The organism is Enterobacter pseudoroggenkampii, assembly GCF_026420145.1.
Classification (GTDB): Bacteria; Pseudomonadota; Gammaproteobacteria; order Enterobacterales; family Enterobacteriaceae; genus Enterobacter; species Enterobacter pseudoroggenkampii.
In genome coordinates this window covers 2,703,213-2,727,191 of record NZ_JAPMLV010000001.1, presented here as the reverse complement: position 1 = coordinate 2,727,191, position 23,979 = coordinate 2,703,213, and the positions used below count along the sequence as shown (strand labels likewise).

25 protein-coding genes and 1 rRNA gene are annotated in these 23,979 nt (G+C 54.9%); 17 read left to right on the top strand and 9 right to left on the bottom strand.

Annotated features, from left to right (window positions below; genetic code table 11):
• Positions 1-90: ribosomal RNA gene (rrf, locus tag OTG14_RS13250) — 5S ribosomal RNA — on the top strand; the annotation flags it as partial.
• Between the two features lie 210 nt (positions 91-300).
• Positions 301-1,596, top strand: coding sequence for an MFS transporter (locus OTG14_RS13245; RefSeq protein ID WP_024908610.1), 1,296 nt, complete (start codon positions 301-303; stop codon positions 1,594-1,596).
• On the opposite strand, the gene OTG14_RS13240 is transcribed toward OTG14_RS13245, so the two are convergent.
• From OTG14_RS13240 to trxC, 5 genes are all read right to left on the bottom strand, one after another.
• The gene (locus tag OTG14_RS13240; protein ID WP_024908611.1) at positions 1,593-1,916 is read right to left on the bottom strand and encodes a YfiM family lipoprotein; all 324 of its coding nucleotides are present in this window, start codon (positions 1,914-1,916) and stop codon (positions 1,593-1,595) included. The two genes, OTG14_RS13245 and OTG14_RS13240, sit on opposite strands and share 4 nt — an antisense overlap.
• Positions 1,917-1,961: 45 nt before the next feature.
• Entirely contained in the window at positions 1,962-3,317 is a 1,356-nt protein-coding gene (gene pssA, locus OTG14_RS13235) for a CDP-diacylglycerol--serine O-phosphatidyltransferase (protein ID WP_023333068.1), read from the bottom strand.
• Positions 3,318-3,427: 110 nt separating this feature from the next.
• A complete protein-coding gene (locus OTG14_RS13225) occupies positions 3,428-6,091 on the bottom strand; it encodes a bifunctional acetate--CoA ligase family protein/GNAT family N-acetyltransferase (protein ID WP_267215179.1) in 2,664 nt (887 codons plus the stop codon).
• A gap of 35 nt (positions 6,092-6,126) precedes the next feature.
• Positions 6,127-6,825, bottom strand: a complete 699-nt coding sequence (tapT, locus tag OTG14_RS13220; protein WP_267215178.1) for a tRNA-uridine aminocarboxypropyltransferase — start codon at positions 6,823-6,825, stop codon at positions 6,127-6,129.
• Between the two features lie 69 nt (positions 6,826-6,894).
• Positions 6,895-7,314, bottom strand: a complete 420-nt coding sequence (gene trxC / locus OTG14_RS13215) for a thioredoxin TrxC (RefSeq protein WP_024908614.1) — start codon at positions 7,312-7,314, stop codon at positions 6,895-6,897.
• 204 nt (positions 7,315-7,518) lie between these two features.
• Between trxC and OTG14_RS13210 the strand changes: the two genes are divergently transcribed.
• The gene (locus OTG14_RS13210) at positions 7,519-8,649 is read left to right on the top strand and encodes a tRNA/rRNA methyltransferase (protein ID WP_032648656.1); all 1,131 of its coding nucleotides are present in this window, start codon (positions 7,519-7,521) and stop codon (positions 8,647-8,649) included.
• Between the two features lie 40 nt (positions 8,650-8,689).
• Here the strand turns inward: OTG14_RS13210 and ung are convergent, their stop codons facing one another.
• Positions 8,690-9,379: a uracil-DNA glycosylase gene (gene ung, locus OTG14_RS13205; RefSeq protein ID WP_023333064.1), complete on the bottom strand. Its 690-nt coding sequence runs from the start codon at positions 9,377-9,379 to the stop codon at positions 8,690-8,692.
• Between the two features lie 314 nt (positions 9,380-9,693).
• On the opposite strand from ung, the gene grcA reads away from it, so the two are divergent.
• On the top strand, positions 9,694-10,077 hold the full coding sequence (gene grcA / locus OTG14_RS13200; protein ID WP_008502190.1) for an autonomous glycyl radical cofactor GrcA: 384 nt from the start codon (positions 9,694-9,696) through the stop codon (positions 10,075-10,077).
• Between the two features lie 50 nt (positions 10,078-10,127).
• Here the strand turns inward: grcA and srmB are convergent, their stop codons facing one another.
• Positions 10,128-11,456, bottom strand: a complete 1,329-nt coding sequence (gene srmB, locus OTG14_RS13195) for an ATP-dependent RNA helicase SrmB (RefSeq protein ID WP_267215177.1) — start codon at positions 11,454-11,456, stop codon at positions 10,128-10,130.
• A gap of 132 nt (positions 11,457-11,588) precedes the next feature.
• Between srmB and trmN the strand changes: the two genes are divergently transcribed.
• Positions 11,589-12,326, top strand: a complete 738-nt coding sequence (gene trmN / locus OTG14_RS13190; RefSeq protein ID WP_267215176.1) for a tRNA(1)(Val) (adenine(37)-N(6))-methyltransferase TrmN — start codon at positions 11,589-11,591, stop codon at positions 12,324-12,326.
• Here the strand turns inward: trmN and nadB are convergent.
• On the bottom strand, positions 12,311-13,930 hold the full coding sequence (nadB, locus tag OTG14_RS13185; RefSeq protein ID WP_267215175.1) for an L-aspartate oxidase: 1,620 nt from the start codon (positions 13,928-13,930) through the stop codon (positions 12,311-12,313). The two genes, trmN and nadB, sit on opposite strands and share 16 nt — an antisense overlap.
• A gap of 343 nt (positions 13,931-14,273) precedes the next feature.
• Here nadB and rseD point away from each other — a divergent pair, with 343 nt between their 5' ends.
• From rseD to acpS, 12 genes are all read left to right on the top strand, one after another.
• Positions 14,274-14,357, top strand: coding sequence for a rpoE leader peptide RseD (gene rseD / locus OTG14_RS23835; RefSeq protein ID WP_223605340.1), 84 nt, complete (start codon positions 14,274-14,276; stop codon positions 14,355-14,357).
• Complete coding sequence (gene rpoE / locus OTG14_RS13175) at positions 14,354-14,929, top strand: RNA polymerase sigma factor RpoE (RefSeq protein WP_006176728.1); 576 nt, start codon at positions 14,354-14,356, stop codon at positions 14,927-14,929. The genes rseD and rpoE overlap by 4 nt, the downstream gene beginning before the upstream one ends.
• 31 nt (positions 14,930-14,960) lie before the next feature.
• Positions 14,961-15,611 (top strand): anti-sigma-E factor RseA, encoded by a 651-nt coding sequence (rseA, locus tag OTG14_RS13170; protein ID WP_008502186.1) that lies wholly within the window; start codon positions 14,961-14,963, stop codon positions 15,609-15,611.
• Positions 15,611-16,564 carry a sigma-E factor regulatory protein RseB gene (rseB, locus tag OTG14_RS13165; RefSeq protein WP_023308851.1) on the top strand — a complete coding sequence of 318 codons (954 nt, stop codon included), beginning with the start codon at positions 15,611-15,613 and terminating at the stop codon, positions 16,562-16,564. The genes rseA and rseB overlap by 1 nt, the downstream gene beginning before the upstream one ends.
• Complete coding sequence (gene rseC / locus OTG14_RS13160) at positions 16,561-17,037, top strand: SoxR-reducing system protein RseC (RefSeq protein ID WP_061714620.1); 477 nt, start codon at positions 16,561-16,563, stop codon at positions 17,035-17,037. The genes rseB and rseC overlap by 4 nt, the downstream gene beginning before the upstream one ends.
• Positions 17,038-17,222: 185 nt before the next feature.
• The gene (gene lepA, locus OTG14_RS13155) at positions 17,223-19,022 is read left to right on the top strand and encodes a translation elongation factor 4 (protein WP_024908619.1); all 1,800 of its coding nucleotides are present in this window, start codon (positions 17,223-17,225) and stop codon (positions 19,020-19,022) included.
• 15 nt (positions 19,023-19,037) lie between these two features.
• Positions 19,038-20,012 (top strand): signal peptidase I, encoded by a 975-nt coding sequence (gene lepB / locus OTG14_RS13150; RefSeq protein WP_024908620.1) that lies wholly within the window; start codon positions 19,038-19,040, stop codon positions 20,010-20,012.
• 222 nt (positions 20,013-20,234) lie between these two features.
• Positions 20,235-20,915 (top strand): ribonuclease III, encoded by a 681-nt coding sequence (gene rnc, locus OTG14_RS13145; protein ID WP_003860711.1) that lies wholly within the window; start codon positions 20,235-20,237, stop codon positions 20,913-20,915.
• Complete coding sequence (era, locus tag OTG14_RS13140) at positions 20,912-21,817, top strand: GTPase Era (RefSeq protein WP_267215174.1); 906 nt, start codon at positions 20,912-20,914, stop codon at positions 21,815-21,817. Before rnc ends, era begins: the two co-directional genes overlap by 4 nt.
• Positions 21,818-21,834: 17 nt before the next feature.
• Complete coding sequence (recO, locus tag OTG14_RS13135; RefSeq protein WP_023333058.1) at positions 21,835-22,542, top strand: DNA repair protein RecO; 708 nt, start codon at positions 21,835-21,837, stop codon at positions 22,540-22,542.
• Positions 22,543-22,575: 33 nt separating this feature from the next.
• Positions 22,576-23,307, top strand: coding sequence for a pyridoxine 5'-phosphate synthase (gene pdxJ / locus OTG14_RS13130; protein WP_267215173.1), 732 nt, complete (start codon positions 22,576-22,578; stop codon positions 23,305-23,307).
• Positions 23,307-23,687 carry a holo-ACP synthase gene (acpS, locus tag OTG14_RS13125; RefSeq protein ID WP_008502178.1) on the top strand — a complete coding sequence of 127 codons (381 nt, stop codon included), beginning with the start codon at positions 23,307-23,309 and terminating at the stop codon, positions 23,685-23,687. Before pdxJ ends, acpS begins: the two co-directional genes overlap by 1 nt.
• On the opposite strand, the gene OTG14_RS13120 is transcribed toward acpS, so the two are convergent.
• Positions 23,684-23,944: a YfhL family 4Fe-4S dicluster ferredoxin gene (locus tag OTG14_RS13120; RefSeq protein WP_008502177.1), complete on the bottom strand. Its 261-nt coding sequence runs from the start codon at positions 23,942-23,944 to the stop codon at positions 23,684-23,686. The two genes, acpS and OTG14_RS13120, sit on opposite strands and share 4 nt — an antisense overlap.
• Positions 23,945-23,979 lie beyond the last annotated feature (35 nt).

The window sequence follows — 23,979 nt, the reverse complement described above, 5'->3', positions numbered from 1 at the left end:
ACCTGACCCCATGCCGAACTCAGAAGTGAAACGCCGTAGCGCCGATGGTAGTGTGGGGTCTCCCCATGTGAGAGTAGGGAACTGCCAGGCATCAATTAAGAAGAACCCCGTACCGAAAGGTGCGGGGTTTTTTGCTTTGTGCTTTCCCACTCTGGCCTTTCTCCTAATCCCTTATCCTGCTAATGGAATGTGTGATCTCTGTCTCAATGTGATTTATAACAAAATTATAACATTTCATTTACGAGGTTGTTGAGTCTTCTGGCTCAATACGCCGCAGTTTATGGCAGGAGCATAATCACAATGACAGAAAGCATGACATCAAACGGGACGCTGGCTCACAGTGATACCCGAAGAAGGGTATGGGCAATCATCAGCGCCTCTTCAGGGAATCTGGTTGAATGGTTCGACTTTTACGTCTACTCATTCTGTTCACTCTACTTCGCACATATTTTCTTCCCATCCGGCAACACCACAACGCAACTGCTGCAAACGGCGGGGGTTTTTGCCGCAGGGTTTTTAATGCGCCCCATCGGAGGCTGGCTGTTCGGTCGCATTGCGGATCGTCGCGGGCGTAAGGCTTCAATGCTGATCTCGGTCTGTATGATGTGCTTTGGCTCTCTGGTGATCGCCTGCTTACCGGGATATGAATCAATTGGCACCTGGGCACCGGCGCTACTTTTACTGGCCCGCTTGTTCCAGGGATTATCGGTGGGTGGTGAATACGGTACCAGTGCGACCTACATGAGTGAGATTGCCCTCGAGGGCCGTAAAGGTTTTTACGCCTCATTCCAGTACGTCACGCTGATTGGCGGTCAACTGCTGGCCATTCTTGTGGTGGTGATCCTGCAGCAGATTCTGACGGACGAACAACTTCATGCCTGGGGATGGCGAATTCCTTTCGCAATGGGCGCTGTACTGGCGGTCGTTGCACTTTGGCTACGCCGTCAGCTAGATGAAACCTCTCAGAAAGAGGTCAGGATGCTGAAGGAGGCGGGAACATTCAAAGGGTTATGGCGTAACCGCAAAGCTTTCCTTATGGTGCTTGGCTTTACTGCGGGCGGCTCTCTCAGTTTCTACACGTTCACCACCTATATGCAGAAGTACCTGGTGAACACTACCGGCATGCACGCAAATGTCGCCAGCGTAGTCATGACCGTTGCGCTGTTTGTCTTTATGCTCATACAACCCGTTATCGGTGCGCTCTCGGATAAAATCGGTCGACGTACGTCGATGCTGATTTTTGGCGGGCTGTCGGCATTATGTACCGTACCTATTCTGTCTGCCCTTCAGCATGTGACTTCGCCCTATGCCGCGTTTGCACTGGTGATGCTGGCGATGGTGATTGTCAGTTTCTATACCTCTATCAGCGGGATACTGAAAGCTGAAATGTTCCCGGCGCAGGTACGTGCTTTAGGGGTAGGGCTCTCTTATGCGGTGGCTAATGCGCTATTTGGCGGATCGGCGGAGTACGTTGCGTTGTCGCTTAAATCATGGGGAAGTGAAACGACATTCTTCTGGTACGTAACGATAATGGGTGCACTGGCCTTTGTTGTTTCCCTGATGCTGCATCGCAAAGGGAAAGGTATTCGACTTTAATAGCGCGCCATCTGCCACACGGCATAGCCGGTCGTTGCGCCGGCGACATCCCAGGCGAAATCTTTCCAGCTCCAGCCGCTCCCTGCGGGGCGGCTATCCCACAGTTCTTTTGATGCCCCAAGACCCACTGAGAACATCAGCCCTATCGCCGCGCTACGATCCCGACTGTATCCCTGATGCTGCGCATATTCATTACCGGCTGCGGACAACATCGCAGAAGCGAGGAAATGCTGTGCTTTATCCTGTCCGGACCAGTTATCGTTGGCCATATGGCTACAGCCGCTCAGGAAGAAGACGCTCAGTAACAGAGGAATACGCATCCACGGGCCCCATAAAAAAGCCCTGCGGGTGGCAGGGCCTGGATATTACAGAATACGGCTGATAAGTCGGTCGATACGGATACGACGTAAGCGGCGGATAAGCTTGCGGACTTTCACCGGATAATCGGCAATGCTCTGCAGTTCTCGGTAATGATTAACCACTGTCGTGTGGGTGCGAATCAGCTCCAGCTCACGTTCACGTTTTGCGGCTAACTCATGCTGCGGGTCATGGATCAGGATAGCGTTTTCCAGATCCAGTCGCCACGCGCGTGGGTTCAGGTTGTTACCGGTCAGCAGCATCCACTCATCGTCGACCCACATTCCTTTCAGATGGTATGTGTTGTCTTCATCTTTCCAGAGACGCACAACCAGCTGGTCAGTATTGACGTAATACTGTAAACGGCTCAGGAAACGGCGCAGGTTAATCTCATAGAGATAAGGCAGCGCACCGATGATTTTGAACGGCTGATCTTCAGGAATGAAGAAGTCGTTTGCCGTTTTATCACCCACGATGATTTCCACTTTTTTACCGTCGCGCAGCAGCTGAATGATATTACGCACCAGCACGGCAGGAAGGTTGAAGTACGGCGTACAGATGGTGAGTTTCTGCTCCGCGCACGGCATCAGATGAAAAATCGTTTTGTTCAGCAGGCTCGATTTGCCGAGCCCTACCAGCGGGGTAACGGATAACTCTTCGTTGTTCGCATCACCCTGGAAATGATACACCGCATCACGCAGCTCCTGGCGGAAGGCGCGAACATCATTTTTGATTTCCGGGCTTTTAGGGCGCTCGGGATCGTCAAGGCGATTAACGCCGCGGCCATGGACCAGATTTTTATCAACCCAGTTGAACATGATATCGGCCATCTGCGGATTACGGATCAGATGGTAGCGGTCGTAGCGATATTTATCGAGCTGATGAAGGTAAACATCATTCAGACTTGCGCCGCTGTAAAGCACGCTGTCATCAATGATAAACCCCTTAAAATGAAGAACGCCGAGCGCTTCACGGGTATTCACCGGGACGCCATAAACAGGCACATCAACGCCAGGATTTTCCTGCGCCGTGCGGCAATACCAGTCGGCATTGGTGTTTGACGCGGCAGCGCCAATACGGCCACGCTGAGCGCGATGCCAGTCGACCAGCACGCGAACATCAAGTTCCGGCCGCTGACGTTTGGCTTCATAGAGCGCGTTCAGGATCGCGCGCCCGCCTTCATCCTGTTCAAGATAAAGCGCCACAATGCAAATGCGTCGCGTGGCGCTGGCAATCTTTTCCAGAAGCGTCTCCCGAAAATGAGCGGGAGCGTAAAAGAACTCTACATCATCAACTGACTGAGAAATCTTCGGTAGTTGAGCAAGGTGTTGTTGATGTTTATTACGCTTAAATTTTGACAACATCACAGTGCGTTTCTTCTCTGTTCATTGAAGGGTTGTCTGTACCATGCAAACAACATAAGCGGACAATGATACCACCAGTCCCGTCCAAAGTGGGTAACATTTCCAGTAGCTTACTCGCGTTTGTCTGCTGATGTCAGACTGAGGGACAAAGCCACAATACCTTCGTCCAGCTGAATATCAACGTCAAACCCAAGTTTTCGCGCCAGGGTCACCATACCGCGATTGTTAGGCATAGTAATGCCATTGAGGCGTAACAATCCGTGATCTCGCGTATAACTGATGAGTTTTTCCAGCAGCCGTCTTCCCAGACCCAGGCCTTTAAGATCGGAGCGCACCAGCACCGCAAACTCTGCATCGACGTTATCCGGGTCAGAAATAGCACGCGTGACGCCGAGGATCTCATCTCCCTTTTCGGAGCGGCGAACGGCAACAAACGCCATTTCTCGATCGTAGTCGATCTGGGTCATATTGGCTAAATCATCGTGGGTAAATTCGTTGATTTCGCTAAAATAGCGATAATAAAGATCCTCTTTCGTGACCTGAGAGATAAAAGCCCGCAGCTGGGGCTCATCTTCCGGCAGGATAGGGCGGAACAAGGCGCGTTCCCCATTCTTCATCTCAACCCACTCCTCCAGCTGCAGGGGATACGGGCGGATCGCCAGACGGCTCTCTCTGTCTCCTTCGAAGGGCGCGATATCCAGGGTCACGTCCAGCGCCGTAAACTCATTGCCGGAGGCGAGAAGCGGATGAATGTCCAGCCGCTGGATCTCGGCACAGTCCACAATCAGGTTAGAGACCTGCACCAGGAACTGACTTAACCCGGCAATATCAAGCGGACGCAGCGCACTCCGGCCACGGATCTTTTTACTTTTTATCGCCTGAATGATCAGATAACGCGCCAGGTTCATGTTCAGCGGCGGTAATGCGACCACGGCCTGCTCCTCCGGACGCCACTCCACGCCACCTTCTCCCAGCATGATGAGCGGGCCGAAGACGGGATCGTGTTCGACCACCACCCGTAATTCCTGAGCGCCTGCGCGGTTGGCCATGCTTTGCACCAGCAATCCGTGGATCCTTGCCTGCGGCCAGGCCATTTTGACCCGATCGAAAATGGCATCGGCGGCCTGCTGCACCTCAGTCGCCGTACGCAGGTATAACATCACCCCCTGAACATCAGACTTATGCGGGATATCCGGGGAGCGCAGCTTCAGGGCAACCGGATAGCCAATTTGCTCGGCAATATGCACGGCCTCAGCGCTGTCGCTGGCGATCCAGGTCGGCAGGGTTTGCATCCCGTAGCTGCCCAGAATGGGCTGGACCTCATGCGTATCCAGCGACGTCGCGCCTTCTTCAATGGCCTGCTGCAACAGCCGGTGAACGTCGACGGTGTTCGCCGTTAGATTTCCCGGCAAAGCCGGCGTCTCACGCAGCTGTTTCTGGTTGCGGCGATATTCCACCATATGCATAAAGGCGGTGATGGTGCCTTCCGGCGTGCGGTAGGTTGGCAGCCCGGCCTCGCTGAACAAACGCCGAGCCTCCTGCGAAGAAAACTCACCGCACCAGTTGGTCAGCAGGGTGACATATTTGCCTCGTGGATGATTGTGCACGGCGTCAATGAGCGCGCGCGCGCTTTCGCTGCCAGGCGCGACCGCGCTGGGGGAGTGGATAATCATCAGCGCATCGAAATCCTGGCTATCCAGCAAAATGGAAATTGCCTTGATATAGCGCTCGCTGCTGGCATCATCGCGCAAATCAAGCGGATTGCCGGGCGTCACGCTGGTCGGAAGCGCGTCTTTCAGGCGCTGCAGCGTCTCTTCACTCAGCGTTGCCAGCTTGCCGAAGCGCCGCCACAGCTCATCCAGGGCGAGTGCCGCAGGGGCTGCACCGTTACTGACAATCATTAACTTCTCGCCGCGCAACGGGCGCATATGGCTTAAGGTCTCAACGGCGGAAAAAAGCTCGTGCGTATCCTGTACCCGCAGCAACCCCGCGCGCTGGATGGCGGCGTCCCAGGCGGGATCCATGCCGGAATGCGAATGCAGCAGACGCTGTGCCGCAGGGCTGCGTCCGCTTTTGATCACCAGGATCGGCTTATTGCGCGACGCGCTTCGCGAAGCCGAGACAAAACGACGCGCGTCGCTGAGGTGCTCAAGATAAAGCAGGATCGCACTGGTTTTACCGTCGCGCGCCAGAAAATCCAGGAGCTCATCAACGTCGATATCCAGACTGTCGCCAAGGGCAATGAAATAGGAAAATCCCATTTCGCGCTGCTGCGCCCAGTCAAGGATGGTGTTCGATACCGCAGCCGACTGCGAGATAAACGCGAGTTTGCCTTTGCGGATCGGAACCGGAGAGAAACTGGCGTTCAGCCCCTGCCAGGGGGCGAGCAGTCCAAGACTGTTTGGCCCAAGAATACGCATTTGATAGCGGCTGGCGCAGGCCAGAAGCTCGGCTTTCTGTTCAGGCGGAGACGAGAGAATAATACAGGTTTTACAGCCTTTCTTGCCGAGCGATTCCAGCAGTTCCGGATTACGCTTCGCGTTTGTACACAGTACGGCAAGATCCGGCACGAAAGGCAGGCTCCGTACATCGGGCCATGCAAGCACTCCCTGAACCGCCTTATACGCCGGCGTGACGGGCATGACGGGGCCATTAAACCCCCCGGCCAGCAGGTTACGCATCATCAGATAGCCAGCACGATCCGGTTTCATTGATGCGCCAATGACGGCAATGGATTTAGGACGAAGTAGCGCTTCTAACCCTCGCTGGCTCATGCAGGCCTCCTGTGAATGCAAGCGACCTGATGATTTTAAACGCTTTCCGTCTCGGCTGCTGTGACGCTGCCCTTATGAACGGTTTTTCCCGCCAGATAGCGCTCCCGGAAGCATGAGAAATGGTTACCAAGAGCCCCAGCCGCAGCGGTATCTCCCGCTAAATCCAGAAGCGCAATGGCTACTTCAGCGGTGCAGTATTGCCCGTCAGCATGCGCTTCACGCAGGCGGTAGGCGGAGACGCGGGAAAGATCGACAGAAATCACCGGCAGTGCGTCGAGATACGGGCTTTTGCGAAACATTTTTCGCGCTTCGGTCCAGGTGCCGTCCAGCATAATAAACAGCGGTGGTTTACCGGATGGCGGCACTGAAAGCACCTGGCGATCCGCACCTGCGTATGACGCGGGGAAAACGACCATCGGCTGATAGTCCGGGCTTGCCACTAAGTCGAGCAGGGCCTGAGGCGGCTCCGTGCGGGACCACTGAAACGCGGCGGTATCCGGCAGAATATCGGCGATAAGACGCCCCGTATTGCTGGGTTTCATCGGCTCGGTATCGAACATGACCAGACAAAAACGACTCTCCGCCGTACTCGGGGCCAGCGTCTCGCACAGACAAACCTTCAGCGGCAGCAGGCAGCGCTGACAGCGGCGAATACGGTTGCCTCGGGCGAGGAACGGTCGGGTAGCGCGCGCAAGGCGTTCGGCGCGTAATTGAAGAACAGCGTTATCAGTCATGGGCGAAATGCAGGAAAAACACTATTTTCGCAGAGGCGGGAGCGGGGCACAAGATGTGCCCCGTGAATGTTAAAGCGACTCGTTTAACCAGCTTTCAAAAGGTGCTTTTGGAACCGCACCGTTAAGCATATCGATCACTTCACCATTTTTGAAAATCATGATGGTCGGGATGCTGCGAATACGAAAACGGGCGCTCAGTTCGGGTTCGGCTTCGGTATTGACCTTCACGAAGCGTATTTTTCCGCTGCGCTCTTCGGCCACGTCTTCGAAGATTGGCGCGAAGCTACGGCATGGGCCGCACCATGGCGCCCAGAAATCGATCACGACAGGAAGATCGTCCTTGAGGAGTTTGTCCAGCGTAGCACCCGTCGCATTAATGACCTCGCCATCAAATAATTCATGGCCACAACGTCCGCATTTCGCACCATCTTCCATCCGATCGTCCGGAATGCGGTTAAGAGCCTGACAGTTGGCACATACGGTATTCATAACTAACCTCTGATAGAGCCGTGGGACAGCGGCAGAACGCCGATAATGTTTCTAATATGTTACATATTATCAATGAGCCTGTTTGAAACAACAATGCGTTTTATTCAATGAGAACAATAGTCACAGGCTTTTGTACGAAATTATGGCTATGCGCTGGCACATCGGGTAATCTGCGCGCTTCGCGCAGCGCTGGTGGAGAAAAGCATGAACGACGAAATGAAAAACAAAAGCGGCAAGGTCAAAGTGATGTATGTCCGCAGTGATGATGACTCTGATAAACGCACCCAAAATCCGCGTACCGGAAAAGGTGGCGGGCGTCCGGCGTCTTCTCGTGCAGACGGTGGCCGTCGCCCCGCCCGCGATGACAGAAATTCCCGCGGTGATGACCGCAAACGTGACGATCGCAAACGCGATGACCGTCCGCGTTCCGACCGCCCACGTAGTGACCGTCCACGCGACGATCGTCCGCGTGATGACTTCTCGCGTGATAACGGCTCCCCGTGGCGCACCGTTTCTCGCGCCCCTGGCGATGAGACGCCGGAAAAAGCCGATCACGGCGGTATCAGCGGTAAAAGCTTTATCGATCCGGAAGTGCTGCGCCGTCAGCGTGCGGAAGAGACCCGCGTGTACGGCGAGAATGCTTGCCAGGCGCTGTTCCAGAGCCGTCCTGAGTGTATCGTCCGCGCCTGGTTCATCCAGAGCGTGACTCCGCGCTTTAAAGAAGCGCTGCGCTGGATGGCCGCGAACCGTAAAGCCTACCACGTTGTGGATGATGCCGAGCTGACCAAAGCCTCCGGTACTGAACACCACGGCGGCGTCTGCTTCCTGATCAAAAAACGTAACGGCACGACCGTACAGCAGTGGGTCAGCCAGGCGGATGCCGATGACTGCGTGCTGGCGCTGGAAGATGTGGGTAACCCGCACAACCTGGGCGCAATGATGCGCAGCTGCGCGCACTTTGGCGTGAAAGGCGTGCTGTTGCAGGATGCCGCGCTGCTGGAGTCCGGTGCCGCGATCCGTACTGCGGAAGGCGGAGCCGAGCACGTACAGCCGATCACCGGCGACAGCGTGCTGGATGCTCTTGAGCAGTTCCGTAAAGCGGGTTATTCCATCGTGACCACCTCGAGCCATGCCGGTACGCCGCTGTTTAAAGCGACGCTGCCGCGTAAAATGGTGCTGGTATTAGGTCAGGAACGCGATGGTCTGTCTGATGCGGCGCTCTCCAGTGCGGATCTGAGCGTCTCTATTGATGGGACAGGCAATGTGGAAAGTCTGAACGTATCCGTTGCGACCGGCGTGCTGCTGGCCGAATGGTGGCGTCAGAATAAGGCATAAGCCCCTTCATGTGCCGGGTCAGACCCGGCACATTCAAATACTATTCGCTCTCTGCCGGTAACACAGGCATCCAGTCAATGGGCGTTTCGCCACGTTTTTCCAGCCATTCGTTCGCCAGAACAAAATGATTACTGCCAAAGAAACCGCGATGTGCAGACAGCGGTGACGGGTGCGGCGCTTTCAACACGTGATGACGCTGACGGTCAATAATCGCCCCTTTCTTCTGCGCATGCGATCCCCAGAGTAAAAACACGACCCCTTCACGGTGTTCGTTGATCAGGCTGATGACTTTATCGGTGAACGTCTCCCAGCCCAGGCTGGCGTGCGAGTGCGCCTGGCCGGCCCGAACGGTGAGTACCGTGTTCAATAACAGCACGCCCTGACGCGCCCAGCTTTCCAGGTAGCCATGGTTTGGCCGGGTAAACCCGGGCACGGTTCCCTCAAGCTCTTTATACATGTTGAGCAGAGAAGGGGGGATCGCCACGCCGGGACGTACGGAAAACGCCAGCCCATGCGCCTGACCCGGGCCGTGATAGGGATCCTGACCCAGAATGACCACTTTCACATCGCTCAGTTCGGTGTAGCGAAAGGCGTTGAACACATCTTTCTGCGGCGGGTAAATCGTCTGTCCGGACTGGCGCTCAGCCGCAACGGTGCTGAGCGTATTGATAAAATAGGGCTGCTGCTTTTCTTCTGCCAGCACGTCATGCCAGGTTAAAGGTGTCGTCATCTCGCTCTCCTGCGAATTTCAATCTTTGACTAGCTTACCTGTTAAAGCCCGGTGAGCAAAATAGCACACTGAAATGCGCGCTAAGTGGCTAAATTTATGTTGAAAATGTGCAGGTTAAATTGAATTGGTAAGGTCGTGAAATTGATCTAAAGCAATAAATTCAAACCACACTCTTTATGTGGTTGGTGTTTTTGTTGATTTAAATCAATAAATCACCGGGGTGTGAATGATATATATACACACAAGAAACAATGGTTTTACCAATTGGCCGCGAGAGGCCGACATCAGTTAATGTAGCCTAAGGGAGGCAACACATGATTACAGGTATCCAGATTACTAAAGCTGCAAATGACGATCTGCTCAACTCTTTCTGGCTGCTGGACAGCGAGAAAAACGAAGCGCGCTGTGTCGTCGCGAAAGCGGGTTTTGCTGAAGATGAAATCGTGCCGGTGAGCAAACTGGGCGAAATCGAGTACCGTGAAATTCCAATGGAAGTGAAACCGGAAGTGCGCGTGGAAGGTGGTCAGCACCTGAACGTAAACGTACTGCGTCGCGAAACGCTGATGGACGCGGTTGAGCACCCAGAAAAATACCCACAGCTGACCATTCGCGTGTCCGGCTATGCGGTACGCTTCAACTCTCTGACCCCAGAACAGCAGCGCGACGTTATCGCGCGTACCTTTACTGAAAGCCTGTAAGGCTTCAGCGACGGGGGGAATAAAAAAGCCGGGGATTTCCCCGGCTTTTTTTACTCTTCCGTTTTTGTCTCTGGTGCGGCAGAGCTTGGCTTACGGCGCTTACCAATATTTTTGGTATCGCGGTGGCGCTGCTTCACGCGCGGTTTCTCTTTTTCTTTCTCTTTTCTCTCAGCACGTTTCGCGAGCGCTTTCTTGGACGGCTTACCCGTCATTTTTTCACTCGGCGCACGTGTGGTTGGGCGCAAGCCGTCAATAACCCGCGCTTTCAGCGGCTCGTCAACATAGCGGCCAATTTTCTGCAGCAGCAGGTAGTCATGCGCTTCGACCAGTGAGATAGCAATCCCTTTGCGGCCCGCGCGGCCGGTACGGCCAATACGGTGTAGATAGGTATCGCCGCTGCGCGGCATATCGAAGTTAATGACGTGGCTGACGTCCGGAATGTCGATCCCGCGAGCGGCCACGTCTGTGGCAACCAGCACGTTAACGCGGCCATCGGTCAGGCGCTTAATGCCTTCGGTACGCTTGATCTGCGCCATCTCGCCTTCGAGATAGCAGTTGTTGATCCCGGCGTTACGTAGCATTTCTGCCAGCTCATGCACGCGCTCGCGCTTACGGACAAACACGATTGTGCGCAGCGCATCTTCCTGCTTCAGCAGGTGTTTGAGCAATTCGACCTTGTGCTCAAGGTTGTCCGCGCGGTAGTACCACTGGTGGATCTTCTTACGCTCACGGGTGGACGGCGTCGCCGACACTTCCACCGGATCTTCCAGCAGACGCTCTGCGAAGTCTTTAATCGCTTCCCCTTCGAGGGTGGCAGAGAACAGCATCGTCTGGTTACGCCAGCGCGTTTCCCCGGCAATGTGCTCGATATCCTGTGCGAAGCCCATGTCCAGCATACGGTCGGCTTCGTCGAGGATCAGCGTTTCAACCGCGCGGCAGTCGAAGTTCTCTTCTTTAATATACTGCAGCAGGCGGCCCGTCGTCGCAACGACGATGTCCTGGTTTTCGCTGAACACTTCGGCGTGGTTCATATACGCAACGCCGCCGGTGATGGTCGCGATATCCAGATGGGTATTTGCCGCGAGTTCACGCGCGTGCTCGGCCACCTGCATGGCCAGTTCGCGCGTCGGCGTCAGGATTAAAATACGCGGCGGGCCAGATTTTTTACGTGGAAAATCGAGCAGATGCTGCAACACAGGCAGCAAATAGGCTGCTGTCTTCCCCGTGCCGGTTGGCGCAGAACCGAGCACATCGCGGCCCTCAAGCGCAGGCGGAATGGCCGCTGCCTGAATGGCGGTCGGGCGTGTAAAGCCTTTGCTCTCAAGTGCATTGAGCAGGCTTTCATCGAGTTCAAGTTCGGAAAAAGTCGTTACAGTCATGTTCTACCTCTGTGTGGGGCGCTGATTATAGACGTTACGGCTGTAATCTTCATCTGTTTGTATGGATATCGCTTTTCGGCCACTTCGCTTTCCCCTATGCTACTCCAGTTTCACTTAGAAGGTTGCTCCGACATGTCTCAACTCAAAGCGCAGCTGCGCCGCGATGGTTTTACGTTTAAACAATTTTTTGTCGCTCACGATCGCTGTGCCATGAAGGTCGGTACGGACGGTATTTTACTGGGCGCGTGGGCGCCTGTCGCAGGGGTTAAGCGTATTCTTGATATCGGTACCGGCAGCGGGCTGGTGGCGTTAATGCTGGCGCAGCGCACGGAAGAACATGTCACCATCGATGCCGTCGAACTGGATGCGCAGGCGGCAGAGCAGGCAAGTGAAAATGTGGCCGAATCCCCCTGGGCTGCCCGCATGAAAGTGGACTGCGCCGATGTGCTCGCCTGGGCGCCTGAACAAACCGCGCGTTACGATCTGATCGTCAGCAACCCTCCCTACTACGAGCCCGGCGTTGAGTGCGGGACACCCGAGCGTGAACAGGCGCGTTATACCGGCTCCCTCGATCATAAAGCGCTGCTCACCAGTGCGGCGGAACTCATCTCCGAAGAAGGTTTTTTCTGCGTGGTCCTGCCTGAGAGTACCGGCAACACGTTCATCGGTATCGCGCAGGAGATCGGCTGGACGTTACGTCTGCGTACCGATATTTCGGATACGGAAGGACGACTGCCGCACCGCGTGCTGCTGGCGCTCTCGCCAAAAGAGGGTGAATGCTTTAATGACCGAATGGTGATCCGTGGGCCAGACCAGCGTTATTCCGAAGATTACACTGCTCTGACCCAGGCGTTTTATCTGTTTATGTAAACCTGAGGGGCGAGGATCGAGGGGCCGGATTCAGCAAGCTGATCCGGGTAGTCCAGCGTATAGTGCAGTCCACGGCTCTCTTTACGCATCATCGCGCAGCGAACGATCAGCTCGGCAACCTGCACCAGATTGCGCAGCTCCAGCAGGTTATTGGATACGCGGAAATTGGCATAATACTCATCAATTTCCTGCTGCAGCATGGTGATGCGGCGCAAGGCGCGCTCCAGGCGTTTCGTGGTGCGCACAATCCCCACGTAGTCCCACATAAACAGCCGTAGCTCATGCCAGTTATGCTGGATCACGACCAGCTCGTCCGGATTATCCACCCGACTTTCATCCCAGGCAGGCAGATGCTCTGTTTCACGGGCATAAGGCATGCGCTTCGCGATGTCTTCCGCTGCTGACCAGCCGTACACCAGGCACTCAAGCAGTGAGTTAGAGGCCATACGGTTCGCGCCGTGTAGCCCGGTATAGCTGACCTCACCGATAGCATACAGGCCATCGACATCGGTACGCCCATGATCGTCAACCATGACCCCACCGCAGGTATAGTGGGCGGCTGGCACAATCGGCACCGGATCGCGCGTTAAATCGATGCCAAGGTTGAGCAACTTTTCGTAAATCATCGGGAAGTGCTGGCGAATAAACTCTGCAGGCTTGTGGCTGATATCAAGATACATGCAATCCACGCCAAGACGCTTCATTTCATGGTCGATGGCGCGGGCAACGATATCGCGCGGAGCCAGTTCGCCACGAGAGTCAAAGTCCGGCATAAAGCGGGTGCCGTCAGGGCGTTTCAGATAAGCGCCTTCACCGCGCAGGGCTTCCGTCAGCAGGAAGTTGCGCGCCTGAGGGTGGAACAGGGCGGTTGGGTGAAACTGATTAAACTCGAGGTTCGCCACCCGGCAGCCGGCGCGCCAGGCCATCGCGATACCGTCTCCGGAGGCAATGTCCGGGTTCGTGGTGTACTGATACACTTTAGAGGCGCCGCCCGTGGCCAGCACCACGGCCTTCGCCCGGCAGGTTTCCACCTTCTCTTTATTGCGGTTCCAGACCCAGGCGCCCACCACGCGACGCGTGCCCGGCAGGCCAATCTTGTCGGAGATAATCAGGTCGACGGCGTTACTTCGCTCGAGCACCCGAATATTAGGATGGTTCAGCGCTTTACTGACCAGCGTCGTTTCCACTTCTTTACCGGTGGCATCCGCTGCGTGCAGGATGCGGCGGTGGCTATGGCCGCCTTCGCGCGTCAGGTGGTAGCTCTCTTCACCATTGGGTTGAACCTGCGTATCGAACAATACGCCCTGGTCGATGAGCCACTGCACGCAGTGGCGGGCATTGCTGGCGACAAACTCTGCGGCATGCGCATCCACGATCCCGGCCCCGGCAATCAGCGTATCGTCGACGTGGGAAGCAATGCTGTCTGTCTCATCAAACACGGCGGCAATGCCACCCTGGGCATAAAACGTGGAACCTTCACTTATCGGTCCTTTACTCAGAACGATAACGTTTTGATGCTCGGCCAGGCGCAGCGCCAGAGAGAGACCGGCAGCGCCGCTGCCGATGATCAGTACATCACAATGGAGTTCAGGTGTTGTGTTCATGATTGTTGTTTAATTTACTAAACAGTGTTGAGTCAGAATAGCACTCGAATGCGATATATCGCACGTTTTTTTTAGCGGATGTTGCAATGGCTAAACGCGTAAGCGGAGGTAAACGGAGGGTAAATGAGTGAAATTATTTTGCGAAGCAGATCGTTAGCGTCAGATTTTGTGGTGAAATAAAGCCTGTGTTGCGTTACTCTTCTGGCGGGAAAAAGATGTTTCTTGTCAGAAAGTGGTGCGTATCGTGAACAGACTTATAATGAGAGAAAATGAACAGTCTGCGGCGCGATGAACAAAAACAAAGGCGTTACGGAACTTATTGAAGATCAGACACTCTAATTCGGTGCTTGCTCAAAGTGCGGTATTTTTAGAGTGGCGTTTCGATAACGCGTGGAATTTAGGTTTGGGGAGACATTACCTCGGATGAGCGAGCAGTTAACGGACCAGGTCCTGGTTGAACGGGTCCAGAAGGGAGATCAGAAAGCCTTTAACTTACTGGTGGTGCGCTACCAGCATAAGGTGGCGAGCCTGGTTTCCCGCTATGTACCGTCAGGCGATGTGCCTGATGTGGTGCAAGAGTCTTTTATTAAGGCCTATCGCGCGCTGGATTCGTTCCGGGGAGATAGTGCTTTTTATACCTGGCTGTACCGTATTGCGGTCAATACGGCAAAGAATTATCTGGTCGCTCAGGGCCGTCGTCCGCCTTCTAGTGATGTGGACGCAATCGACGCCGAAAACTTCGAAAGTGGCGGCGCATTGAAAGAAATTTCGAACCCTGAGAACTTAATGTTGTCAGAAGAACTGAGACAAATCGTTTTTCGCACGATCGAGTCGCTCCCGGAAGATTTACGCATGGCAATTACGTTACGGGAGCTTGATGGTCTGAGCTATGAAGAGATAGCCGCTATCATGGATTGTCCGGTCGGCACGGTACGTTCACGAATTTTCCGTGCGCGAGAAGCTATTGATAATAAAGTTCAACCGCTTATCAGGCGTTGACGATAGCGGGATACTGGAAAAGGTATTAGGCATGCAGAAAGAAAAACTTTCCGCTTTAATGGATGGTGAAACGGTTGATAGTGAGCTGCTCAACGAGCTGTCTCATTCTCCCGAAATGCAAGAGACCTGGGAGAGTTACCATCTCATCCGTGACACCCTTCGCGGTGACACCGGCGAGGTTCTCCATTTCGATATCTCAGCCCGCGTCATGGCGGCGATTGAGAATGAGCCTGTTCATCAGACCACTCCGCTGATTCCTGAAGCTCAACCCGCACCTCACCAGTGGCAGAAAATGCCGTTCTGGCAAAAGGTGCGTCCGTGGGCCAGCCAGCTTACCCAAATGGGTGTGGCTGCATGCGTATCGCTTGCAGTTATCGTTGGCGTCCAGCACTATAATACTCAGTCTGAAACTAATCAGCAGCCAGAAGCGCCAGTGTTTAACACACTGCCGATGATGGGCAAAGCCAGCCCGGTAAGCCTGGGCGTACCGGCTGATGCTTCCGCCAGCGGCGGTCAGCAGCAGCAGGTTCAGGAGCAGCGCCGTCGCATTAATGCGATGTTGCAGGATTACGAGTTGCAGCGTCGCCTGCACTCTGAACAGCTTCAGTTTGAGCAGGCCCAGACACAGCAAGCTGCTGTGCAGGTGCCCGGAAACCAAACTTTAGGAACGCAATCGCAGTAATGAAGCAACTTTGGTTCGCCATGTCTCTGATGGCGGGTAGCCTGTTCTTCTCTGCCAACGCCTCGGCTGATGTATCATCCGGGGCGTTGTTGCAGCAAATGAATCTGGCCAGCCAGTCACTCAATTACGAGTTGGCATTTATCAGCATCAATAAGCAGGGCGTCGAGTCGTTACGCTATCGTCATGCCCGTCTTGATAACCAGCCGCTCGCCCAGCTTTTACAGATGGATGGCCCGCGTCGGGAAGTTGTCCAGCGTGGTAATGAAATCAGCTATTTCGAGCCAGGCCTGGAACCTTTCACGCTGAATGGCGATTATATCGTTGATTCTCTGCCGTCACTCATTTACACCGATTTCAAACGGCTTGCCCCTTACTACGATTTTATTTCGGTAGGGCGTACCCGCATCGCGGACAGACTGTGCGAGGTGATTCGGGTTGTTGCCCGGGACGGAACGCGCTACAGCTATATTGTCTGGATCGACGCGGAAACCAAACTCCCCATGCGTGTTGATCTCCTCGACCGTGACGGTGAAACGCTGGAACAGTTCCGGGTGATCTCCTTCAGCGTGAACAATCAGGTTGGTAACAGCATGCAGAACCTGGCTAAGGCCAGCCTGCCGCCGCTGCTTTCTGTTCCGGCAGGAGACTCCGTTAATTTCAACTGGGTACCTGCCTGGATCCCGCAAGGGTTTAGCGAAGTGTCCAGCAGCCGTCGTCAGCTTCCAACGATTGAAACGCCGGTGGAATCGCGCCTCTATTCCGATGGTTTGTTCAGTTTCTCGGTGAATATTAATCGCGCAACGGCAAACAGCGCCGAACAAATGCTGCGTACCGGTCGTCGTACGGTAAGTACAACGGTACGCGATAACGCGGAGATCACCATTGTGGGTGAACTTCCTCCGCAAACGGCGAAGCGCATCTCCGACAGCATTAAATTCAGGGCCGCACAATGATCAAAGAGTGGGCGACGGTTGTCTCGTGGCAGAACGGCATTGCGCTGGTGAGCTGCGATGTAAAAGCCTCATGTAATAGCTGTGCATCCCGCGCCGGCTGCGGTAGCCGCGTGCTGAATAAGCTCGGGCCGCAGACATCGCACACGATTTCTGTGCCAAGTGAACAGCCGCTGATGGCGGGGCAAAAGGTAGAGCTGGGCATCGCGGAAGGCAGTCTGCTCAGCTCCGCCATGCTGGTGTATCTCTCTCCGCTGGTCGGTCTGTTTATCATGGGCGGCGTTTTCCAGATGCTGTTTGGCACCGACGGAGCCGCCATGTGCGGTGCCGCATTAGGTGGTCTGGGGGGATTCTGGCTCGCCAAAGGCCTATCACCGACGCTCGCCGCACGCGAGGAGTGGCAGCCTGTCATTCTCAGCGTTGGGCTGGCGCCAGACCAGCTTCGTGTTGAAACACTCTCTTCTGAGGCCCGGTGATCCATCGGGCTTTATCATTTTTTACGTTCCATAACAGAAAACGTCCTTTCTTCACGCTATAGCTGCCTCTAAGTGCATTTCCAGGTAGCGTGGATGTAGTGTAGAATGCTGCGTTTTCGCACTGAAAAACGTCAGGCTAAGAACAGCGGCCTCCAGGAATTCGTAAGGCATAATTATTTAACTATATGAAGAACATACGTAACTTTTCGATCATTGCTCACATTGACCACGGTAAGTCGACGCTGTCTGACCGTATTATCCAGATTTGCGGTGGCCTGTCTGATCGTGAAATGGAAGCCCAGGTTCTGGACTCCATGGACCTGGAACGCGAACGCGGTATCACTATCAAAGCGCAGAGCGTTACGCTTGATTATAAAGCGGCTGATGGTGAAACCTATCAACTGAACTTTATCGACACCCCAGGCCACGTTGACTTCTCCTATGAGGTTTCACGTTCGCTCGCGGCCTGTGAAGGCGCGCTGCTGGTGGTGGATGCCGGGCAGGGCGTAGAAGCCCAGACCCTGGCAAACTGCTACACCGCGATGGAAATGGATCTCGAAGTTGTGCCGGTTCTGAACAAGATCGACCTGCCAGCCGCCGATCCTGAGCGCGTTGCGGAAGAGATTGAAGATATTGTCGGCATTGACGCGACCGATGCCGTGCGCTGCTCCGCGAAAACCGGTGTGGGCGTGACCGACGTGCTGGAACGCCTGGTGCGTGACATTCCGGCCCCGGAAGGCGATCCGGATGCGCCGCTGCAGGCGCTGATTATCGACTCCTGGTTCGATAACTATCTGGGCGTTGTCTCCCTGGTGCGTATTAAAAACGGCACCATGCGCAAAGGCGACAAAATCAAGGTTATGAGTACCGGACAGGTCTACAACGCCGACCGTCTGGGCATCTTCACGCCAAAACAGGTTGACCGTACCGAGCTGACATGCGGCGAGGTAGGCTGGCTGGTATGCGCCATCAAAGACATCCTCGGCGCGCCGGTGGGCGATACCCTGACCGGTGCGCGTAACCCGGCAGATAAAGCGCTGCCAGGCTTTAAAAAGGTAAAACCGCAGGTTTACGCGGGTCTGTTCCCGGTTAGCTCTGACGACTACGAAAACTTCCGTGATGCGCTCGGTAAACTGAGCCTGAACGATGCGTCCCTGTTCTACGAGCCAGAAAGCTCAACGGCGCTGGGCTTCGGCTTCCGCTGTGGCTTCCTCGGTCTGCTGCACATGGAGATCATTCAGGAGCGTCTGGAGCGTGAATACGATCTGGACCTGATCACCACGGCACCGACCGTAGTCTATGAAGTTGAAACCACCTCGAAAGAAGTGATCTACGTCGATAGCCCGTCCAAGCTGCCGCCGCTGAACAACATTCAGGAACTGCGTGAGCCTATTGCAGAGTGTCACATGCTGCTGCCGCAGGAATTCCTGGGTAACGTTATTACGCTGTGTATTGAGAAGCGTGGCGTGCAGACCAACATGGTTTACCACGGTAACCAGGTCGCATTGACCTACGAAATCCCGATGGCGGAAGTGGTACTCGACTTCTTCGACCGTCTGAAGTCCACCTCCCGTGGCTATGCGTCGCTGGATTACAACTTCAAACGCTTCCAGGCCTCCAACATGGTGCGTGTGGACGTGCTGATCAACGGCGAGCGTGTGGATGCGCTGGCGCTGATCACCCACAACGACAATGCGCCGTACCGTGGCCGCGAGCTGGTTGAGAAGATGAAAGATCTGATCCCGCGTCAGCAGTTCGATATCGCGATTCAGGCGGCCATTGGCAACCATATTATCGCACGTTCCACCGTGAAACAGCTGCGTAAAAACGTTCTGGCGAAGTGCTATGGCGGTGACGTCAGCCGTAAGAAAAAGCTGCTGCAGAAGCAGAAAGAAGGTAAGAAGCGTATGAAGCAGGTCGGTAACGTCGAGCTGCCGCAGGAAGCATTCCTTGCCATCCTTCATGTTGGTAAAGACGGCAAATAACCCTAAGGAGTTGGCATGGCGAACATGTTTGCCCTGATCCTGGTCATTGCTACCCTGGTGACAGGTCTGCTGTGGTGTCTGGATAAGTTTATCTTCGCTCCAAAACGTCGCGAACGTCAGGCTGCCGCACAGGCAGCCACTGGCGATGGGATTGACGCAAAAACCCTGAAGAAAGTCGGCCCGAAACCGGGCTGGCTGGAAACGGGCGCCTCGGTATTTCCGGTGCTGGCGATTGTGCTGGTGGTACGTTCGTTTATTTACGAGCCGTTCCAGATCCCATCAGGTTCAATGATGCCAACGCTGCTGATTGGTGATTTTATTCTGGTAGAGAAGTTTGCCTACGGCATTAAAGACCCGATCTACCAGAAAACGCTGATCGAAACCGGTCATCCGAAACGTGGCGACATTGTGGTGTTCAAATATCCGGAAGATCCGCGCCTGGACTACATCAAGCGCGCGGTAGGTCTGCCGGGTGATAAAGTGACTTACGATCCGGTTGCGAAAGAAGTCACCGTTCAGCCGGGCTGCAGCTCCGGTACCGCATGTGAAAACGCGCTGCCAATCACCTACTCAAACGTTGAGCCAAGTGATTTTGTGCAGACTTTCGCCCGTCGTAACGGCGGCGAAGCGACCAGCGGATTCTTCCAGGTACCGAAAGGTGAAACCAAAGAGGACGGCATCCGTCTGGTTGAGCGCAAAGAGACGCTGGGCGATGTGACGCACCGGATCCTCACCGTGCCAATCGCGCAGGATCAGCTGGGTATGTACTATCGTCAGCCGGGCCAGCAGCTGGCGAGCTGGATTGTACCGCCAGGACATTACTTCATGATGGGTGACAACCGCGATAACTCTGCGGACAGCCGTTACTGGGGCTTTGTGCCGGAAGCGAATCTGGTCGGTAAAGCCACCGCCATCTGGATGAGTTTTGAGAAACAGGAAGGCGAATGGCCGACCGGTGTTCGCCTGAGTCGTATCGGCGGAATCCATTAATTCTCACTAAATGAACGTGTAGCCGCTAATTAAAGCGGCTACACGAATTATTTCACCGATAAATCTCTTCGAACTAACGACATCCCCTGTCGTTGTGTATAGAATATTCCCCCGAAGTTTAAGGTTGGCCCTGCAAGGGTGCCACGGCACACGAAACCGCGTTGGTTTTCTCAGGTCGGTTTCGTGTGCTGCATTTTTGACGCATTCATTTATTGGTATCGCATGAACCCCATCGTAATTAATCGGCTTCAACGGAAGCTGGGCTACACTTTTCATCATCAGGAGTTGTTGCAACAGGCATTAACCCACCGCAGTGCCAGCAGCAAACATAATGAGCGTCTCGAGTTTTTAGGCGACTCTATTTTAAGTTTCGTGATTGCGAATGCGCTTTATCATCGTTTCCCGCGCGTGGATGAAGGTGATATGAGCCGCATGCGTGCCACGCTGGTTCGGGGTAATACCCTTGCGGAAATCGCGCGCGAATTTGAACTGGGCGAATGTCTGCGTCTTGGACCGGGTGAACTGAAAAGCGGCGGCTTCCGTCGTGAATCTATTCTTGCCGATACGGTCGAAGCATTAATTGGTGGTGTGTTCCTGGACAGCGATATCCAGACCGTAGAAAAGCTGATCCTGAACTGGTATCAGACCCGTCTGGACGAAATCAGCCCGGGCGATAAACAAAAAGATCCGAAAACGCGTCTGCAGGAATATTTGCAGGGTCGTCATCTGCCGCTGCCATCTTATCTGGTGGTGCAGGTTCGTGGCGAAGCGCACGATCAGGAATTTACCATCCATTGCCAGGTCAGTGGCCTGAGTGAACCGGTGGTGGGCACAGGTTCAAGCCGTCGTAAGGCTGAACAGGCTGCCGCCGAACAGGCGTTAAAAATGCTGGAGCTGGAATGAGCGAAGAAAAGACCTATTGCGGATTTATTGCCATCGTCGGACGTCCGAACGTTGGCAAATCTACTCTGCTGAATAATCTGCTTGGGCAGAAGATTTCTATCACCTCGCGTAAGGCGCAGACCACGCGTCACCGCATCGTCGGTATCCATACTGAAGGCGCGTATCAGGCGATCTACGTCGATACCCCGGGCCTGCACATGGAAGAGAAGCGTGCCATCAACCGCCTGATGAACAAGGCGGCGAGCAGCTCGATTGGCGACGTAGAGCTGGTGATTTTCGTTGTGGAAGGCACCCGCTGGACGCCGGACGACGAGATGGTGCTGAACAAGCTGCGCGACGGCAAAACGCCGGTCATCCTCGCCGTCAACAAAGTTGACAACGTGCAGGAAAAGGCCGATTTGCTGCCGCATCTGCAGTGGCTCGGTAGCCAGATGAACTTCCTTGATATCGTCCCGCTGTCTGCGGAGACGGGGCTGAACGTGGACACCATCGCGGACATCGTGCGTAAGCATCTGCCGGAAGCGATTCATCACTTCCCGGAAGAGTACATCACCGATCGTTCTCAGCGTTTTATGGCGTCAGAAATCATCCGTGAAAAGCTGATGCGTTTCCTGGGTGCTGAACTGCCGTACTCTGTGACGGTGGAGATCGAGCGTTTCCAGAGCAACGAGCGTGGCGGCTACGACATCAACGGCCTGATCCTCGTTGAGCGCGAAGGGCAGAAGAAGATGGTGATCGGCAACAAAGGCGCCAAGATCAAAACCATCGGCATTGAAGCCCGTAAGGACATGCAGGAGATGTTCGAAGCGCCGGTTCACCTCGAACTCTGGGTGAAAGTGAAATCTGGCTGGGCCGATGATGAGCGTGCTCTGCGCAGCCTCGGTTACGGCGAAGACCAGTAACTCAAGACGACGAGCATATGGATGGATGGCAGCGTGCTTTCGTCCTGCATAGTCGTCCCTGGAGCGAAACCAGCCTGATGCTGGACGTCTTCACGGAAGAGTCGGGCCGCGTGCGCCTTGTTGCGAAAGGCGCACGTTCCAAACGTTCTAATCTGAAAGGCGCCCTACAGCCTTTCACGCCGCTGCTGGTACGTTTTGGTGGGCGAGGGGAAGTTAAAACCCTGCGCAGCGCCGAAGCCGTCTCCCTGGCGCTTCCTCTCTCAGGCATCACGCTCTACAGCGGCCTGTATGTCAATGAACTCATCTCACGCGTTCTTGAACATGAGACGCGCTTCTCTGAACTTTTCTTTGATTATCTGCACTGTATCCAGGCGCTGGCTGGCGCAACCGGTACGCCCGAGCCTGCGCTGCGGCGTTTTGAACTGGCGCTGCTGGGCCATCTTGGGTACGGGGTCGATTTTCTGCACTGTGCGGGCAGCGGTGACGAAGTTGAAGACACCATGACCTACCGCTACCGCGAAGAAAAGGGCTTTATTGCCAGCATCGTGATCGACAACAGCACCTTTACCGGGCGCCAGCTCCGGGCGCTGTATGAGCGCGAGTTTCCCGATCAGGATACCCTGCGCGCAGCAAAACGCTTTACCCGGATTGCCCTCAAGCCGTATCTTGGCGGCAAGCCCTTAAAGAGCCGCGAATTATTCAGGCAGTTTGTGCCGAAACGTTAGACCACAGAATCGAAAAGAAAACCGAGGATTGTCATGGCTGAATTACTGTTAGGCGTCAACATCGATCACATCGCCACGCTGCGTAATGCGCGCGGTACGGCGTATCCCGATCCGGTTCAGGCGGCGTTTATCGCTGAACAGGCTGGCGCCGACGGCATTACCGTTCACCTGCGTGAAGACCGTCGCCACATCACCGACCGCGACGTGCGCATTCTGCGCAAGACGCTGGATACCCGTATGAATCTGGAGATGGCGGTCACCGAAGAGATGCTGGCGATTGCCTGTGAGACCCAGCCGCACTTCTGCTGCCTGGTGCCGGAAAAACGCCAGGAAGTCACGACCGAAGGCGGTCTGGATGTGGCCGGTCAGCTCGACAAAATGCGCGATGCCTGCAAGCGCCTGGCGGATGCCGGTATCCTGGTTTCGCTGTTTATTGACGCCGATTTCACCCAGATTAAAGCGGCAGCCGACGTGGGCGCGCCGTATATCGAAATTCACACCGGCTGCTATGCCGATGCCAAAAACGATGAAGAGCAGGCCAAAGAGCTGGAGCGTATTGCTAAAGCGGCTACGTATGCCTCAAGCCTGGGTCTGAAGGTTAACGCCGGTCACGGTCTGACCTACCACAACGTGAAGGCCATTGCCGCCCTGCCTGAAATGCACGAGCTGAACATCGGCCACGCCATCATTGGCCGCGCGGTGATGAGCGGCCTGAAAGAGGCGGTTTCAGAAATGAAACGCCTGATGCAGGAAGCGCGTCAGTAATGGCCATTCTGGGCTTAGGCACCGATATCGTTGAAATAGCCCGCATAGAAGCGGTGATCGCCCGTAGCGGCGATCGCCTGGCGAGACGCGTGCTGAGCGATAACGAATGGGCCATCTGGGAAGCGCATCAGCAGCCGGTGCGCTTTCTGGCAAAGCGCTTTGCGGTAAAAGAGGCGGCCGCCAAAGCCTTCGGGACCGGCATTCGTAACGGTCTGGCGTTCAACCAGTTTGAAGTGTTTAACGATGAGCTGGGTAAACCAAGCCTGCGCTTATGGGGTGAGGCGCAAAAGCTGGCAGAAAAGCTGGGGGTGAATCACGTGCACGTGACGATCGCCGATGAACGCCACTATGCCAGCGCAACGGTGATCATCGAAAGTTAAAGCTTGTCCGCGTGGTGCATCAGGACAAATTTATCCCACAGCTGTTCTTCGCTCTCGACGTGTGCCGGATCCTTCAGGATGGTATTCGGGATCGGGCACACTTTTTGACAGGTCGGCGTTTCATAGTGGCCGATGCATTCCGTGCAGCGGTCGCTGTTAATCTCATAAATGCTGTCGCCCATCGAAATCGCCTGGTTTGGGCATTCGGGCTCGCACATATCGCAATTAATGCATTTTTTGGTAATTAACAGCGCCATCAGGAAATTCTCAGAAACAACACAAACTGGGCGGG